Annotated in this window: 13 protein-coding genes and 3 tRNA genes; all 16 read right to left on the minus strand. The window is 66.6% G+C overall.

Annotated features, from left to right (window positions below; translation table 11 throughout):
- Positions 1 to 24 precede the first annotated feature (24 nt).
- Positions 25 to 1,035 carry an NADH-quinone oxidoreductase subunit NuoH gene (gene nuoH, locus JUB13_RS10935; protein ID WP_207478840.1) on the minus strand — a complete coding sequence of 337 codons (1,011 nt, stop codon included), beginning with the start codon at positions 1,033 to 1,035 and terminating at the stop codon, positions 25 to 27.
- Entirely contained in the window at positions 1,028 to 3,100 is a 2,073-nt protein-coding gene (gene nuoG / locus JUB13_RS10940; protein ID WP_207478841.1) for an NADH-quinone oxidoreductase subunit NuoG, read from the minus strand. Before nuoG ends, nuoH begins: the two co-directional genes overlap by 8 nt.
- A gap of 24 nt (positions 3,101 to 3,124) precedes the next feature.
- Positions 3,125 to 4,402, minus strand: a complete 1,278-nt coding sequence (gene nuoF / locus JUB13_RS10945) for an NADH-quinone oxidoreductase subunit NuoF (RefSeq protein WP_207478842.1) — start codon at positions 4,400 to 4,402, stop codon at positions 3,125 to 3,127.
- A 10-nt stretch (positions 4,403 to 4,412) separates the two neighbouring features.
- A complete protein-coding gene (gene nuoE / locus JUB13_RS10950; RefSeq protein ID WP_207478843.1) occupies positions 4,413 to 5,075 on the minus strand; it encodes an NADH-quinone oxidoreductase subunit NuoE in 663 nt (220 codons plus the stop codon).
- Positions 5,072 to 6,268 carry an NADH-quinone oxidoreductase subunit D gene (locus JUB13_RS10955; protein WP_207478844.1) on the minus strand — a complete coding sequence of 399 codons (1,197 nt, stop codon included), beginning with the start codon at positions 6,266 to 6,268 and terminating at the stop codon, positions 5,072 to 5,074. The genes nuoE and JUB13_RS10955 overlap by 4 nt, the downstream gene beginning before the upstream one ends.
- Positions 6,268 to 6,909: an NADH-quinone oxidoreductase subunit C gene (locus JUB13_RS10960; protein WP_207478845.1), complete on the minus strand. Its 642-nt coding sequence runs from the start codon at positions 6,907 to 6,909 to the stop codon at positions 6,268 to 6,270. The genes JUB13_RS10955 and JUB13_RS10960 overlap by 1 nt, the downstream gene beginning before the upstream one ends.
- A gap of 13 nt (positions 6,910 to 6,922) precedes the next feature.
- Positions 6,923 to 7,495, minus strand: coding sequence for a NuoB/complex I 20 kDa subunit family protein (locus JUB13_RS10965; protein ID WP_207478846.1), 573 nt, complete (start codon positions 7,493 to 7,495; stop codon positions 6,923 to 6,925).
- Entirely contained in the window at positions 7,486 to 7,854 is a 369-nt protein-coding gene (locus JUB13_RS10970; protein ID WP_207478847.1) for an NADH-quinone oxidoreductase subunit A, read from the minus strand. Before JUB13_RS10970 ends, JUB13_RS10965 begins: the two co-directional genes overlap by 10 nt.
- A 221-nt stretch (positions 7,855 to 8,075) precedes the next feature.
- A tRNA-Asp gene (locus JUB13_RS10975) sits at positions 8,076 to 8,152 on the minus strand.
- 121 nt (positions 8,153 to 8,273) lie between these two features.
- Positions 8,274 to 8,348: transfer RNA gene (locus JUB13_RS10980), tRNA-Val, on the minus strand.
- A gap of 176 nt (positions 8,349 to 8,524) precedes the next feature.
- A complete protein-coding gene (locus JUB13_RS10985; protein WP_207479034.1) occupies positions 8,525 to 8,845 on the minus strand; it encodes an HU family DNA-binding protein in 321 nt (106 codons plus the stop codon).
- 104 nt (positions 8,846 to 8,949) lie between these two features.
- Positions 8,950 to 11,358 carry an endopeptidase La gene (gene lon, locus JUB13_RS10990; protein WP_207478848.1) on the minus strand — a complete coding sequence of 803 codons (2,409 nt, stop codon included), beginning with the start codon at positions 11,356 to 11,358 and terminating at the stop codon, positions 8,950 to 8,952.
- A gap of 218 nt (positions 11,359 to 11,576) precedes the next feature.
- Positions 11,577 to 12,842, minus strand: a complete 1,266-nt coding sequence (gene clpX, locus JUB13_RS10995) for an ATP-dependent Clp protease ATP-binding subunit ClpX (protein ID WP_207478849.1) — start codon at positions 12,840 to 12,842, stop codon at positions 11,577 to 11,579.
- A 235-nt stretch (positions 12,843 to 13,077) separates the two neighbouring features.
- Positions 13,078 to 13,707 (minus strand): ATP-dependent Clp endopeptidase proteolytic subunit ClpP, encoded by a 630-nt coding sequence (gene clpP / locus JUB13_RS11000; protein ID WP_207478850.1) that lies wholly within the window; start codon positions 13,705 to 13,707, stop codon positions 13,078 to 13,080.
- A gap of 103 nt (positions 13,708 to 13,810) precedes the next feature.
- Positions 13,811 to 15,139, minus strand: coding sequence for a trigger factor (gene tig / locus JUB13_RS11005; RefSeq protein WP_207478851.1), 1,329 nt, complete (start codon positions 15,137 to 15,139; stop codon positions 13,811 to 13,813).
- Between the two features lie 72 nt (positions 15,140 to 15,211).
- Positions 15,212 to 15,295 (minus strand) — tRNA-Leu (locus JUB13_RS11010).
- Between the last annotated feature and the right edge of the window lie 104 nt (positions 15,296 to 15,399).

Below are 15,399 nucleotides of genomic sequence, written 5' to 3' on the forward strand. Positions count from 1 at the left end.
GTGCCGCCCGCCCCTCCTCGTTCGTTATTTCGGCAGCCAGTCGAAGGCGATCAGCACGCCCGCGGTCAGGAGCACCCAGACCAGCGAGAACGGCAGGAACACCTTCCATCCCAGCCGCATCAGCTGGTCGTAGCGGTAACGCGGCACCGTGGCGCGCACCCACAGGAAGAAGAACAGCACCAGCGCGATCTTCAGGGCGAACCAGATGGGCCCGGGGATCCAGTTCAGCGGCGGCACGTCCAGCGGCGGCAGCCAGCCGCCCAGGAACAGGATCACCGTCATGGCCGACATCAGGATCATGTTCGCGTATTCGCCCAGGAAGAACAGGGCGAAGGTCATGGACGAGTATTCGACGTTGTAGCCGCCGACCAGCTCGGATTCGCCCTCGGGCAGGTCGAAGGGGGCTCGGTTCGTCTCGGCCAGAGCCGAGATGAAGAAGACGACGAACATCGGGAACAGCGGGATGAAGAACCACACCGTCCGCTGCGCCAGCACCACGTCGGTCAGGTTCAGCGAGCCCACGCAGAGCAGCACGGTGATGATCACCAGGCCGATGGAGACCTCGTAGGACACCATCTGCGCTGCCGAGCGGAGCCCGCCGAGGAAGGCGTATTTCGAGTTCGAGGCCCAGCCGGCCATGATGATGCCGTATACGCCGAGCGACGAGATCGCGAAGAGATAGAGGACGCCGACATTGATGTTCGCCAGCACGATGCCTTCCCCGAACGGGATCACCGCCCAGGCCACCAGGCCCAGGAAGAAGGTCATCATGGGGGCCGCAACGAAGACGACGCGGTTCGCGCCCGACGGGATCACCGTCTCCTTCGCGAAGAGCTTGAGCCCGTCTGCGAAAGGCTGGAGCAGACCGAAGGGCCCCACCAGGTTAGGCCCCTGGCGGAGCTGCATGGCGGCGAGCACCTTGCGCTCGGCATAGGTCAGGTACGCCACAGCCACCAGCAGGGGGACGATGATGGCGACGATCTGGATGACGATCCAGATCGTCGGCCAGGCGTAGCCGTTCCAGAACTCAACCATGGGTGCCCGTCCTCTCCCGCGCCGGCAGAACGAAGGTCTCGGTGCACTGCGCCATGGTTACCGAGCTGCGGCTGATCGGGTCCGTCATGTAGTAGTTGCCGATGGGGCTGCGGAACGGAGCGCCGTCGAGCTGCCCATCGCGCCCGAAGGCACCCCAGGCGGCCGGAACCCGCGCCTCGGGGCGGGCGAAGACCGGGCTCACCTCGGCCAGCCGGCGCCTGAGCTGCGAGAGCGAATCGTAGGGCAGCTTCGCCCCAACCTGCTCGGACAGCGCGCGGACGATCTTCCAGTCCTCGCGGGCCTCGCCCGGCGGGAACGCCGCCATGCGCGCGGCCTGCGCGCGGCCCTCGGTGTTCACATAGAGCGCGTTCTTCTCGGTATAGGCGGCGCCCGGCAGGATCACGTCGGCACGGGAGGCCCCGCGATCGCCGTGATGCCCCTGGTAGATCACGAAGGCCTTGCCGAGCGCGGCCGTGTCGATCTCGTCGGCGCCGAGCAGCCAGACGACATCGATCTCGCCGGCCCCGGCTGCGGCCAGGATCCCCGCCGTGTCGCGGCCCTCGGGGCCGGGCAGGAAGCCGGCCTCGATGCCCCCCACCCGGGCCGCGGCCGTGTGCAGGACGTTGAAGCCGTTCCAGTCGTCCTGGATCATGCCGAAGTCCTCGGCGATGCGCCGCGCCGCCGCCTGGACCGCGAGGCCGTCTGGCCGCGCGAGCGCCCCCATGCCGAGCACGAGCATGGGCCGCTTGGCCCCGCGCAGCACCTCGCAGAAGGCGTGACGGCCCTCGGCGATCTCCTGCAGCGTCTGCGCCCCGGCGCCCAGATGGGTGTAGGGGTAGGTCAGATCGCGCTGCTCGCCCACCAGACCGACCTTCAGCCCGCCGCGGCCGGCCGCCAGGTAACGCTTGCGGATGCGCGCGTTGACGATCGGCGCCTCCCAGCGGGGGTTGGTGCCGATCAGCAGGATCGCGTCCGCCTGGTCGATGCCGGCGATGCCCGTGTTGAAGAGATAGCCGGCCCGGTTCGAGGTGTCGAACTGGGCGCCGTCCTGGCGGCAGTCGAGGTTGGGCGAGCCCAGGCCCTGCATGAGCTCCTTGAGCGCCAGCATGGATTCTGCGTCGCAGAGATCGCCGGCGATCGCGGCGATGCGCTGGCCGGGAACGCCCTTCAGCCGCGCGGCGACCGTGCCCAGGGCATCCGCCCAGGTTGTCGGATGCAGCCGGCCATCGCGCCGCACATAGGGGCGGTCGAGCCGCTGGCGCTTCAGCCCGTCATAGGCGTAGCGCGTCTTGTCGGCGATCCACTCCTCGTTCACCTCCTCGTTGAGGCGCGGCAGGATGCGCATCACCTCCGAGCCGCGCACGTCGACCCGGATGTTGGAGCCGACTGCGTCGAAGACGTCGACGGATTCGATCTTGCGAAGCTCCCACGGGCGGGCCGTGAAGCTGTAGGGCTTGTTCAGCAGCGCGCCCACCGGGCAGACGTCGGTCAGGTTGCCCGACAGCTCCGAGGCGATCGCCTGCTCGACATAGGTCGTGATCTCCATGTGCTCGCCGCGGCCGGTCGCGCCCAGCATGGGGACGCCCGCGATCTCCTCGGCGAAGCGGATGCACCGGGTACAGTGGATGCACCGCGTCATGGAGGTCCGGATCAGCGGCCCCATGTACTTGTCGTTGACGGCGCGCTTGTTCTCGGCGAAGCGCGAGCGGTCGAAGCCGTAGCCCACCGCCTGATCCTGCAGGTCGCACTCGCCGCCCTGGTCGCAGATCGGGCAGTCGAGCGGATGGTTGATCAGCAGGAACTCCATCACGCCCTTGCGGGCCTTGTGGACGAGCTCGGTGTCGGTCTTGATCACCATGCCCTCGGAGCAGGGCATGGCGCAGGACGCGATCGGCTTCGGCGCCTTCTCCATCTCCACGAGGCACATGCGGCAGTTTGCCGGCACGCTGAGGCGCTCGTGATAGCAGAAGCGCGGGATCTCGATGCCGAGCTGCTCGCAGGCCTGCAGCACCGATGTGCCCGGCTCGACCTCGATCTCGGTCCCGTCAATCGTCAACTTGGGCATGGGATCTCGCCTCTTCCGGCCCGCTCACTCGGCGGCCATCTTGCGGTACTCGAGAATGCGGCGCTCCATCTCCGGCCGGAAATGCCGGATCAGCCCCTGGATCGGCCAGGCCGCCGCGTCGCCGAGCGCACAGATCGTGTGGCCCTCGATCTGCTTGGTCACCTCGAAGAGCATGTCGATCTCGTCGACGCGGGCGCGGCCGCGGACCATGCGCTCCATCACGCGCCACATCCAGCCGGTGCCCTCGCGGCACGGCGTGCACTGCCCGCAGCTCTCGTGCATGTAGAACTTCGACAGGCGCGCGATCGCCTTCACGATATCGGTGGAGCGGTCCATCACGATGACGGCCGCCGTCCCGAGGCCCGAGCGCACCTCGCGCAGGCTGTCGAAGTCCATCAGGATGGTGTCGCAGGTTTCCTTGGGCAGCACCGGCACCGAGGAGCCGCCGGGGATCACCGTCAGCAGGTTGTCCCAGCCGCCACGCACGCCGCCGGCATGCTTCTCGATGAGCTCCTTGAGCGGGATGCCCATCGCCTCCTCGACGTTGCACGGCCGGTTCACGTGCCCGGAGATGCAGAAGACCTTGGTGCCCGTGTTCTTCGGCCGGCCGATGCCGGCGAACCAGCCCGCCCCGCGCCGCAGGATCGTCGGCACCACGGCGATGCTCTCGACGTTGTTCACCGTGGTCGGGCAGGAATAGAGCCCGGCCTGCGCCGGGAAGGGCGGCTTGTTGCGCGGCTGGCCCTTCTTGCCCTCGAGGCTCTCGATGAGGGCCGTCTCCTCGCCGCAGATATAGGCGCCGGCGCCGCGGTGCAGGTACAGGTCGAAGTCCCACCCGGACCCGCAGGCGTTCTTGCCGATCAGCCCTGCCTCGTAGGCCTCGTCGATGGCCTTCTGGAGGTTCGATGCCTCGTCGTAGAACTCGCCGCGGATGTAGATGTAGCAGGCATGGGCGCCGATGGCGAAGCTGCCCAGCAGGCAGCCCTCGACCAGCTTGTGCGGGTCGTAGCGCATCAGGTCCCGGTCCTTGCAGGTGCCGGGCTCGCCCTCGTCGGCATTCACCACGAGATAGTGCGGCCGGTCGCTCTGCTTGGGCATGAAGGACCATTTGAGGCCGGTCGAGAAGCCCGCGCCGCCACGGCCGCGCAGCCCCGATTCCTTGACCTCGTTGATGATCCAGTCGCGGCCCTTCTCGATCAGCGCCCGGGTGTTGTCCCAGTCGCCGCGCTTCTTCGCGGCCTCGAGGCCGAAGCTCTCGAATCCGTAGAGGTTCGTGAAGATGCGGTCTTCGTCGCGCAGCATGCCTCTGACCTCAGTCGTCGCCGCCGGCCGGCTGGACGCCGGCGCGGCGCGCAAATTCCTTCAGGGTGGTCGGGCCGCCTTCCGGGCAGGATCCGCGCCGTCCCTTGGCCGAACCGGCCTGGACCTTCTCGCCGCGAGCGAGCGCGTCGAGGATGCGCTCCGTGCTCGCGGCGTCCAGGTCCTCGAAATAGTCGTCGTTGATCTGCATCATCGGCGCATTCACGCAGGCGCCGAGGCATTCCACCTCGATCAGCGTGAACTGGCCGTCGGGCGTGGTCTCGCCGGGGCCAATGCCGAGCTTGCGCTCGCAGGCGTGAAGCACCTCGTCCGAGCCGCGCAGCCAGCACGGCGTGGTCGTGCAGACCTGCACGAAGTGCCGGCCGACGGGCTCGCGGTTGTACATCGTGTAGAAGGTCGCGACCTCGTAGACGCGCATCGGCGGCATCTCGAGCATGGCGGCGACGTAGTCCATGGCGGCACGCGACAGCCAGTTCCCGTTCTGGCGCTGCGCCAGGTCCAGGAGCGGCATCACCGCCGAGGCCTGCCGGCCCTCCGGGTACTTCGCGATGATGCGGCGCGCGCGCTCCAGGTTCTCCGCCGTGAAGACGAAGGACGCGGGCTCCTCGCCCGGCGGCTGGCCCGGCGGCTGATTGGCGGGGATATCCGCGCTCATCGGTCGATCTCTCCGAAGACGATGTCGATGGACCCGATGATCGCCACCGTGTCCGCCAGCATGTGACCCTTGGACATGAAGTCGAGGGCCTGCAGGTGCGCGAAGCCCGGCGAGCGGATCTTGCACTTGTAGGCCTTGTTGGTGCCGTCGGCGACGAGGTAGACGCCGAACTCACCCTTGGGGGCCTCGGTCGCCATGTAGGTCTCGCCGGCGGGCACGTGGAAGCCCTCGGTGAAGAGCTTGAAGTGGTGGATCAGGCTCTCCATCGACCGCTTCATGTCGCTGCGGCTGGGCGGCGACACCTTGTGGTCGGCGATCTTCACGGGGCCCTCGGGCATGCGCTCGAGGCACTGGCGCACGATGCGGTTCGACTGCCGCATCTCCTCCATTCGCACGAGATAGCGCGCGTAGCAGTCGCCCGTCAGGCCGACCGGGATGTCGAAGTCGAGCTGGTCATAGACCTCGTAGGGCTGCGCCTTGCGCAGGTCCCAGGGCACATTGGACGCGCGCAGGCAGGGCCCCGTGAAGCCCCAGTCAAGCGCCTGCTCGGTCGAGACCACGCCGATATCGACGGTGCGCTGCTTGAAGATGCGGTTCTCCGTGAGCAGCCCCTCGAGATCGTCGAGGAACTTCGGGAACCGCTCCGTGTAGGCAAGCATGTCGTCGGCCAGGCCGGCCGGGAGGTCCCAGGCGACGCCGCCGGGTCGGAAGTAGTTCGCGTGGAGCCGGGCGCCCGAGACCCGCTCGTAGAACTCCATCAGCTTCTCGCGCTCCTCGAAGCCCCAGAGCGACGGGGTGATGGCGCCGACGTCGAGCGCGTAGGTCGTGACGTTCAGGAGGTGGTTCAGGATCCGCGTGATCTCGGCGAACATCGTGCGGATGTACTGGGCGCGCGGCGGCGCCTGGATGCGCAGCAGCTTCTCGACCGCCAGCACCCAGGAATGCTCCATGCACATCGGCGACACGTAGTCGAGCCGGTCGAAATACGGCGTGCACTGGAGATAGGGCTTGTACTCGATGAACTTCTCGGTGCCGCGGTGAAGCAGGCCGATATGCGGATCGGCGCGCTCGACCACCTCGCCGTCCATCTCCAGGACGAGGCGCAGCACGCCGTGGGCCGCCGGATGTGTCGGCCCGAAATTCATGGTGAACGGCTTGATCTTCGCGCCGTCCTTGTCGTTGGTCGTCTGCATCACGCCTTGCTCCCGGGCTGGGGAGAACCGGTCTGGGCCTGGGCCTTCTCGTCGCCCGGCAGCATCACCTCGGTCATGCCTTCCCACGGCGACAGGAAGTCGAAGGTGCGGAGGTCCTGCGTCAGTTTCACCGGCTCGTAGACCACGCGCTTCTGCTGGTCGTCGTAGCGCATCTCGACATAGCCCGTCAGCGGGAAGTCCTTGCGCAGCGGGTGCCCCTCGAAGCCGTAGTCCGTGAGGATCCGGCGCAGGTCGGGGTGATCGGAGAAGAAGACCCCGTACATGTCCCAGGTCTCGCGCTCGAACCAGGAGGCGGTGCTGTAGATGCCGGTGACCGAGGGGACGGGCGTGTCCTCGTCGGTCGACAGCTTCACGCGCACCCGGTGGTTCCGCTTGATGCTCAGCAGCTGGTAGACGACCTCGAAGCGCTCCTCACGGCTCGGATAGTCCACCGCGGTGATGTCCATCAGCTGCTCGAGGCGGCAGGTGCTGTCGTCGCGCAGGAATGTCAGGACGCGGGCCACGGCGGGGCGGTTGATCCACACGCAGAGCTCGCCGAGGTCGATCTCTACCGAGCGCACGTCCGCGCCGAGTTGGGCCTGGATGTGGTCGCCCAGTTCCTTGAGCGCTTCGTCGTTCATCTGATGCTTCCCGTCAGCGGGCGATGCGGTTGCCGCGCTTGATCTTCTTCTGGAGCTGCAGGATGCCGTAGACCAGCGCCTCGGCCGTCGGGGGACAGCCCGGCACGTAGACGTCGACGGGCACGATCCGGTCACAACCGCGCACGACGGAATAGCTGTAATGATAGTAGCCGCCGCCATTGGCGCAGGAGCCCATGGAGATCACCCAGCGCGGCTCCGCCATCTGGTCGTAGACCTTGCGGAGGGCGGGAGCCATCTTGTTGCAGAGCGTTCCGGCCACGATCATCACGTCCGACTGGCGCGGGCTCGGACGGGGAATGATCCCGAAGCGGTCGAGATCGTACTTGCTCATGTAGGCGTGGATCATCTCCACCGCGCAGCAGGCGAGGCCGAAGGTCATCGGCCAGAGCGAGCCCGTGCGTGCCCAGTCGAGGAGCGACTCGTACTTGGCGACCAGGAAGCCCTTGTCCTGGAGCTCGTCGGTGACGGTCTGAAGGTAGCGGTCCTGCTCGGGACCGGGCGGGATCGGCCCCGCCTGGTTGGGGAGAATGAGCGAGGACGGCTGCCGGTCCGGGGTCACTCCCATTCCAGCGCTCCTTTCTTCCATTCGTAGATGAAGCCGACGGTCAGGATCCCGAGGAACACCACCATCGACCAGAAGCCGAACATGCCGATGTCGCCCAGGGACACGGCCCAGGGAAACAGGAAGGCCACTTCCAGGTCGAAGATGATGAAGAGGATCGAGACCAGGTAGAAGCGGACGTCGAACTTGCGGCGGGCATCGTCGAACGCCTCGAACCCGCACTCGAAGGCTGAGACCTTCTCGGGGTCGGGGTTCTGCTTCGCCACCAGGAAGGACGCACCCACCATGATCGCCGAGATGGCGACGGAGATCGCCAGGAAGATCAGGATGGGCAGGTACTCCACGACCAGCAGATTGGTCATGCGGATCCTCGCGTCAACTGCTCGCGTTCTTTCGGGTGTCGCCGGGCGGCGCCCACCGGAAAAACAGCCGCGTTCATTGGTTGTTCGGCCCCTCGGGCGGCCAGACTATAGGCCCTTCCCCTGGGCAAGAAAAGCTAAATAGCGCCGATTCCGCAGTGCGGGAAGCGCCGCGGACGGAGCCCGCAAGCCGTTGATTCGCAATGTATTTTAGGGGGAGAAAATGGCGCGAGTGACGGGACTTGAACCCGCGGCCTCCGGCGTGACAGGCCGGCGCTCTAACCAGCTGAGCTACACCCGCGCAGACGTCGCCTGCGCGACGTCGGCGGTGTTTACGCCGCCCCTTCCCCCTTGTCAACCGCGCATGCGCCATTCCTGGAGCGAAATCGCCGCCGTGCGCATGGCTGGCTTGAGGGAGATGATGGTGGGCGGTGAGGGGATCGAACCCCCGACCAACGGCGTGTAAAGCCGCCGCTCTACCGCTGAGCTAACCGCCCGGCCACGGCATCGCAAGCTAGCCCCGCGGGACGCGCCTGTCGACCCCCAGCCAGCCCAGACCGGACATGCGCCAGACCCGGCATATGACGGCCCCGGACCGGAAAATGCGAAAGGCCCGCCCGCTGGATGCGGCCGGGCCCCTCCATGCGCCGCAGGGCGGCGCCCCACCTTCGCGTCAGGCGACGTTCAGGGCGTCCTTCAGCATCTTGCCGGCCCTGAACTTCGGCTGGCGCGAGGCCGGGATGCTGATCTTCTCGCCCGTGCGCGGATTGCGCCCCTCGGAGGCCGCACGCTCGGCGATCGCGAAGGTGCCGAAACCGACAAGGCGAACCTCGTCACCCTTCGTGAGGGTTCCCGTAATACCGTCGAAAACCGCCTCCACCGCCTTCGTGGCTTCGGACTTGGAAAGCCCAGCCGCATCGGCGACGTGCGCGACGAGATCGTTCTTGTTCACCTGAAGCCCCCCTTGGAAAACCGCATAAAATTCTAGGGAAATCCGAGCTCCGTCTTGCGATCTCAAGACGAGACTCGGGCAGTCGCGCCCGTTTCTGCAAACGGGCGCGACATCGCACCGAATTTATGCCGTTTTCTGTCTCAGGCTCAATGCCGAATCACGTCGCCGCGTTCGCCATCGCCGTTTTTCGCCGGCACCGCCTCGATGGCGTCGGCCTCAGTCCACTCGATGGGAACGAGCGGCCGGACAAGAGCCCGGGCCAGGACTTCGTCGGCGACAGAGACCGGGACGATCTCCAGCCCCTTCTTGACGTTGTCCGGGATCTCGGCGAGGTCCTTCTCGTTGTCCTTCGGGATCAGCACGGTCTTGAGCCCGCCGCGCAGCGCCGCGAGCAGCTTCTCCTTCAGGCCGCCGATGGCTAGCACCCTGCCCCGCAGCGTGATCTCGCCGGTCATTGCCACGTCCTTGCGGACCGGAACGCCAGTGAGCACCGAGACGATGGAGGTCACCATGGCCACACCGGCCGAGGGGCCGTCCTTCGGGGTCGCCCCCTCGGGCACGTGGACGTGGATGTCCCGCCGCCCGAAGAGATCGGGACGAATGCCGAACTGCGGGGCGCGCGACTTCACGAAGCTCTCGGCCGCCTGGACCGACTCCTTCATGACATCGCCGAGCTTGCCGGTGGTGGTGATCCGGCCCTTGCCCGGCAGGGTCACCGCCTCGATCGACAGCAGCTCGCCGCCGACCTCGGTCCAGGCCAGGCCGGTGGTGACGCCGACCATGTCCTCGGCCTCGGCCTCGCCGAAGCGGAACTTGCGCACGCCCGCGAACTTCTCGAGGTTGCGGGGCGTGATCTCAACCTTGTCGAGACCCTTCATCAGGATCTCCTTGACCGACTTGCGGGCCAGGTTGGCGATCTCGCGCTCCAGCGAGCGCACGCCCGCCTCGCGGGTGTAGTAGCGGATCAGGTCCCGGAGCGCGTTGTCCGAGATCTTGAACTCGCCCCGCTTCAGGCCGTTCGCCTTCACCTGCTTGTCGATCAGGTGGCGCTTGGCGATCTCGACCTTCTCGTCCTCGGTATAGCCCTCGATCCGGATGATCTCCATGCGGTCCATCAACGGCTGCGGCATGCGCAGCGAGTTGGCGGTGCACACGAACATCACGTCCGACAGGTCGTAGTCGACCTCGAGGTAGTGGTCGCTGAAGGTCGAGTTCTGCTCGGGGTCGAGCACCTCGAGTAGTGCGGACGACGGATCGCCCCGCCAGTCGGCACCGAGCTTGTCGATCTCGTCGAGCAGGAAGAGCGGGTTGGACGACTTCGCCTTCTTCATGCCCTGGATCACCTTGCCGGGCATGGAGCCGATATAGGTCCGGCGGTGGCCGCGGACCTCGGCCTCGTCACGCACGCCGCCCAGCGACATGCGCACGAAGTTGCGCCCCGTGGCTTTCGCGATCGACTTGCCGAGCGAGGTCTTGCCGACGCCGGGCGGACCGACGAGGCACAGGATCGGCCCCTTCACCTTCTCGGTGCGCTGCTGCACCGCGAGGTATTCGAGGATCCGCTCCTTCACCTTCTCGAGGCCGAAATGATCGGCGTTCAGCACGTCGTCGGCGAGCTTCAGGTCCTTCTTGACCTTGGTGCGCTTCTTCCACGGGATGTTGAGCATCCAGTCGAGATAGTTACGCACGACGGTGGCCTCGGCCGACATCGGGCTCATGGAGCGCAGCTTCTTCAGCTCGGCCATGGCCTTGTCGCGGGCCTCCTTGCTGAGGCGCGTCTTGTTGATCCGCTCCTCCAGCTCAGCCGCCTCGTCGCGACCATCCTCGGTTTCGCCGAGCTCCTTCTGGATCGCCTTGAGCTGCTCGTTCAGGTAGTACTCGCGCTGGGTCTTCTCCATCTGCCGCTTGACGCGGTTCCGGATGCGCTTCTCCACCTGCAGGACGCCGATCTCGCCTTCCATGAAGGAATAGACGCGCTCCAGCCGCTCGGACACCGTGGGCGTCTCGAGGAGCTGCTGCTTCTCGGGGATCTTCAGCGCCAGGTGCGAGGCGACCGTATCGGCGAGCTTGCCGGTGTCGTCGATCTGGTTGATCGAGACCAGCACCTCGGGCGGGATCTTCTTGTTGAGCTTGATGTACTGCTCGAACTGCGAGACCACGGCACGCGCGAGGGCTTCGAGTTCCTGGTTGTCGCCGGGCTTCTCTTCGACCAGGTCCGCATAGGCCTGGAAGAACTCCTCGTTCTCCGCGAACTTCGTGATGCGGGCGCGCTGGCCGCCCTCGACCAGGACCTTGACCGTGCCGTCAGGCAGCTTCAGGAGCTGCAGCACCGTACCAACCGTGCCCACGGTGAAAATGTCCGCAGGCTGGGGATCGTCCTGGGCGGCGTTCTTCTGGGTGACAAGCAGGATCTGCTTGTCGTCCTTCATCACGTCCTCGAGGGCCCGGACAGACTTCTCGCGCCCGACGAAGAGCGGCACGATCATATGCGGAAAGACCACGATGTCGCGCAGCGGCAGGACCGGGTATAGAACTCCGCGAGGGATTTCCAACATCTAGTAGCGCCTTTCCTTTGAAGGCCGTCAGCCCGTAGTGGGCCTGAAGGGTCTCACCCCTGTGGCGGGCATGGGATCCCACAGCGGCTCACCCGTTGAACTTGGCCCGCGCTTCGACGCCCTTCAAGACTTGACAAGCCGTCGGGGTCATTCCGGGATCGAAGGCGGTATGGGATGGATATGGGAGCGGCGGGCATCGGGGACACCCGCCGGATCCCTCAGGCGCCGGGAGCCACGTCTCCGCGCCGCTCGGAGTAGATGTAGAGCGGCTTGGCGCGGCCTTCGACGACCTCCTTGTTGATCACGATCTGGTCGACGCTGGCGAGGCCGGGAAGCTCGAACATGGGGTCGAGCAGGATCCCCTCCATGATCGAGCGCAGTCCGCGCGCGCCGGTCTTGCGCTGGATCGCCTTGTGGGCGATGCCGCGCAGGGCCTCGTCGGCGAACTCGAGCCGGACGTCCTCCATCTCGAACAGGCGCTGGTACTGCTTGACCAAGGCGTTCTTGGGCTTGGTCAGGATCTCGATCAGCGCCGTCTCGTCCAGGTCCTCCAGGGTCGCGACCACCGGCAGGCGGCCGACGAACTCGGGGATCAGGCCGAACTTCAGCAGGTCCTCGGGCTCGACCTCGCGGAGCACGTCGCCCGTGCGCCGCTCGTCGGGGCTCTTGACCTCGGCGCCGAAGCCGATCGAGGTGCCCTTGCCGCGCTGGGCGATGATCTTCTCGAGCCCTGCGAAGGCGCCGCCGCAGATGAACAGGATGTTGGTCGTGTCGACCTGCAGGAACTCCTGCTGCGGGTGCTTGCGGCCGCCCTGGGGCGGCACCGAGGCGATGGTGCCCTCCATGATCTTGAGCAGGGCCTGCTGCACACCCTCGCCCGAGACGTCGCGGGTGATCGAGGGGTTGTCGGACTTGCGCGAGATCTTGTCGACCTCGTCGATGTAGACGATGCCGCGCTGCGCCCGCTCGACGTTGTAGTCCGCGGCCTGGAGCAGCTTCAGGATGATGTTCTCGACGTCCTCGCCGACATAGCCGGCCTCGGTCAGCGTCGTCGCATCCGCCATGGTGAAGGGGACGTCGATGATCCGCGCGAGCGTCTGGGCCAGCAGCGTCTTGCCGCAGCCGGTCGGTCCGATCAGCAGGATGTTCGACTTCGCCAGCTCGACGTCGCTGTGCTTCGTGCCGTGCGCGAGCCGCTTGTAGTGGTTGTGCACCGCGACCGAGAGGACCTTCTTCGCGTGGTCCTGGCCGATCACGTAGTCGTCCAGCACCGCGTGGATGTCCCTCGGCGTTGGAACCCCGTCCCGGGACTTCACCAGCGTGGTCTTGTTCTCCTCGCGGATGATGTCCATGCAAAGTTCTACGCATTCATCGCAGATGAACACGGTCGGGCCGGCGATCAGCTTTCGGACCTCGTGCTGGCTCTTGCCGCAGAAGGAGCAGTAGAGGGTGTTCTTGGAGTCGCCGCCGGTGGACTTGGTCATATGGGCTCCGTCACAGCACCGAAGGGCGGCGGAGCATCCTCGAACTCGGAGGTCAGCCCCCGCCGCCGTATCTTCGCCCCGCCGCTCCGGAACTTGGATGCAGAGGGGCAACCCATTCAACAACACCGCATATGGGGGGCGCAACGGCAATAGTTGTGGCCGAAAAGCGACGAAGGGCGCCGTTTCCGGCGCCCTTCGCACGTCAAGGACCGCTCTTGGTGGCCGTCCGGAGCCCTCAGGCACCCTCGCCCGAAGGAACGGGACGGCTCGAGACCACCTCGTCGATCAGGCCCAGCTCCTTGGCCTCGGCCGGGGAGAAGAACTTGTCGCGCTCCATCATGGCCTCGATGGCGTCCAACGTCTGGCCAGAGTGCCGGGCATAGATCTCGTTCAGCCGCGAGCGCAGCTTCAGGATCTCCTGCGCCTGGATCTCGATGTCCGCCGCCTGGCCCTGGGCACCGCCCGAGGGCTGGTGGACCATGATCCGGCTGTTCGGAAGTGAGAAGCGCTTGCCCTTCGCGCCGGCCGTCAGCAGCAGCGAGCCCATGGAGGCCGCCTGCCCGATGCAGACCGTGGAGATCTCCGGGCGGATGTACTGCATCGTGTCGTAGATCGCCAGGCCCGAGGTGACGTAGCCGCCGGGCGAGTTGATGTAGAACGCGATATCCTTCGTCGGGTTCTCCGATTCCAGGAACAGCAGCTGCGCGCAGATCAGGCTGGCGACCCCGTCATTCACGGGGCCGATCAGGAAGATGATCCGCTCCTTCAGCAGGCGCGAATAGATGTCGAAGGCCCGCTCGCCCCGGTTGGTCTGCTCGATGACCATCGGAACCAGCGCGTTCATGCGCGGATCCATATCAATCATGCTGCTCCGTACTCCCTTCTCCGGGTTCATTGGGCCCTTCCGGACCAGGGAGCGGGGACCCGCCGGGTCCCCGCTGCGCCGTCTCGGACCGTGCCGCCGGCCTTCAGGCCGCCTGCGCCGAGTCCTCGGGATCCCGCGCGAGCTCCTCGACCGACACGGTGCGATCCGTCACCTTGGCCTGCCCCAAGATGTAGTCGACGACCTTGTCCTCGAACAGGGGGGCGCGCAGGCTGTCGATGGCCTGCGGGTTGTTGCGGAAGAACTCGAAGACCTGCCGCTCCTGCCCGGGATAGCGCTGGGCCTCGGCCATCACGGCCCGGTTCAGCTCGTCCTGGCTGACCTGCACGTCGTTGCGTCGCCCGATCTCGGACAGCAGCAGGCCCAGGCGCACACGGCGCTCGGCGATGGCGCGGTACTCGGCTTTCAGCTCGTCCTCGGGCTTGCCCTGGTCCTCGCCGGCGTTGCCGCGGTCGAGCTCGTCCTTCAGGCGACGCCAGATCGCATCGAACTCGATGTCGACCATGCCCTGCGGCACCGCGAAGTCGTGCCGCTCCGCCAGGATGTCGAGCAGCGTGCGCTTGGCCCGGGCCCGCGACATCTGGGCGTAGTCCTGGCTGATGCGCTCGCGGATCATCTCCTTGAGCTTGCCGAGATCCTCGATGCCCAGCCCCTTGGCGAACTCGTCGTCCACGGCGACCGGCTTGGCGACCTTGACCTCCTTGACGTCGACCTCGAAGACGGCCTCCTTCCCGGACAGCTCGGCGGCATGGTAGCCCTCGGGGAAGGTCACCTTGACCGTACGGTGGTCGCCGGCCTTGGCGCCCACGAGCTGGTCCTCGAAGGTGTCGATGAACGAGCCGGAGCCCAGGATGAGCTGGTGCCCCTCGCCCTTCATGCCGGGACGCGCCTCCCCGTCCACGGACCCGTCGAAGTCGATGACGACGGCGTCATCCTTCTCGGCGGCCTTATCGGCGGTCTCGTAGTCGCGGCGGCTCTCGGCGATGCGGTCGAGCGCCTCCTGCACCTGCTGGTCGGTGACCTCGGCGACGGGGCGCTCGATCTCGATGGCGGTCAGGTCGGCGGGCTCGACGTCGGGCAGCAGCTCGAGCGCCATGGTGTACTCGAGGTCCTTGCCGGTATCGAACTGCTGGACCTCGATCTTCGGCTGCAGCGCAGGGCGGAGGCCGCGCTCCATCATCGCCTGGCGCGAGCTGTCGGCGACGGCCTGCTCCAGCACCTCGCCCATGACCGACTGGCCATAGCGCTGCTTGACGATGTTCAGCGGCACCTTGCCCGGGCGGAACCCCGGAATGCGCAGCGAGGAGCTGAGCTCGCGGAGCCGGCCCTCGGTCTTCTGCTCGATATCGCTGGCGGAGATGACGACCTTGAATTCGCGCTTGAGGCCGTCTGCGCTGGTCTCGGTGATCTGCATCGGACTTGAAGCCTGTCTTGCGGCGGCCGGCACCGGCGCGCGGCCGCGTTCAATCCTCGTTCGCGGCGAGTCTGGTACGGGCGAAGGGACTCGAACCCCCACGACTTTCGTCACCGGAACCTAAATCCGGCGCGTCTACCATTCCGCCACGCCCGCACAAACGAACCCGTCGGCCGAAGCCGCTCCGGCCGCCGGGGGGTGCCTACATAGCACAGGAGATTTGGGTCCGACAGGACAAATCGGCCATATTCCGGCCGGCC

This window comes from Arenibaculum pallidiluteum (assembly GCF_017355985.1).
Taxonomy (GTDB): domain Bacteria; phylum Pseudomonadota; class Alphaproteobacteria; order Azospirillales; family Azospirillaceae; genus Arenibaculum; species Arenibaculum pallidiluteum.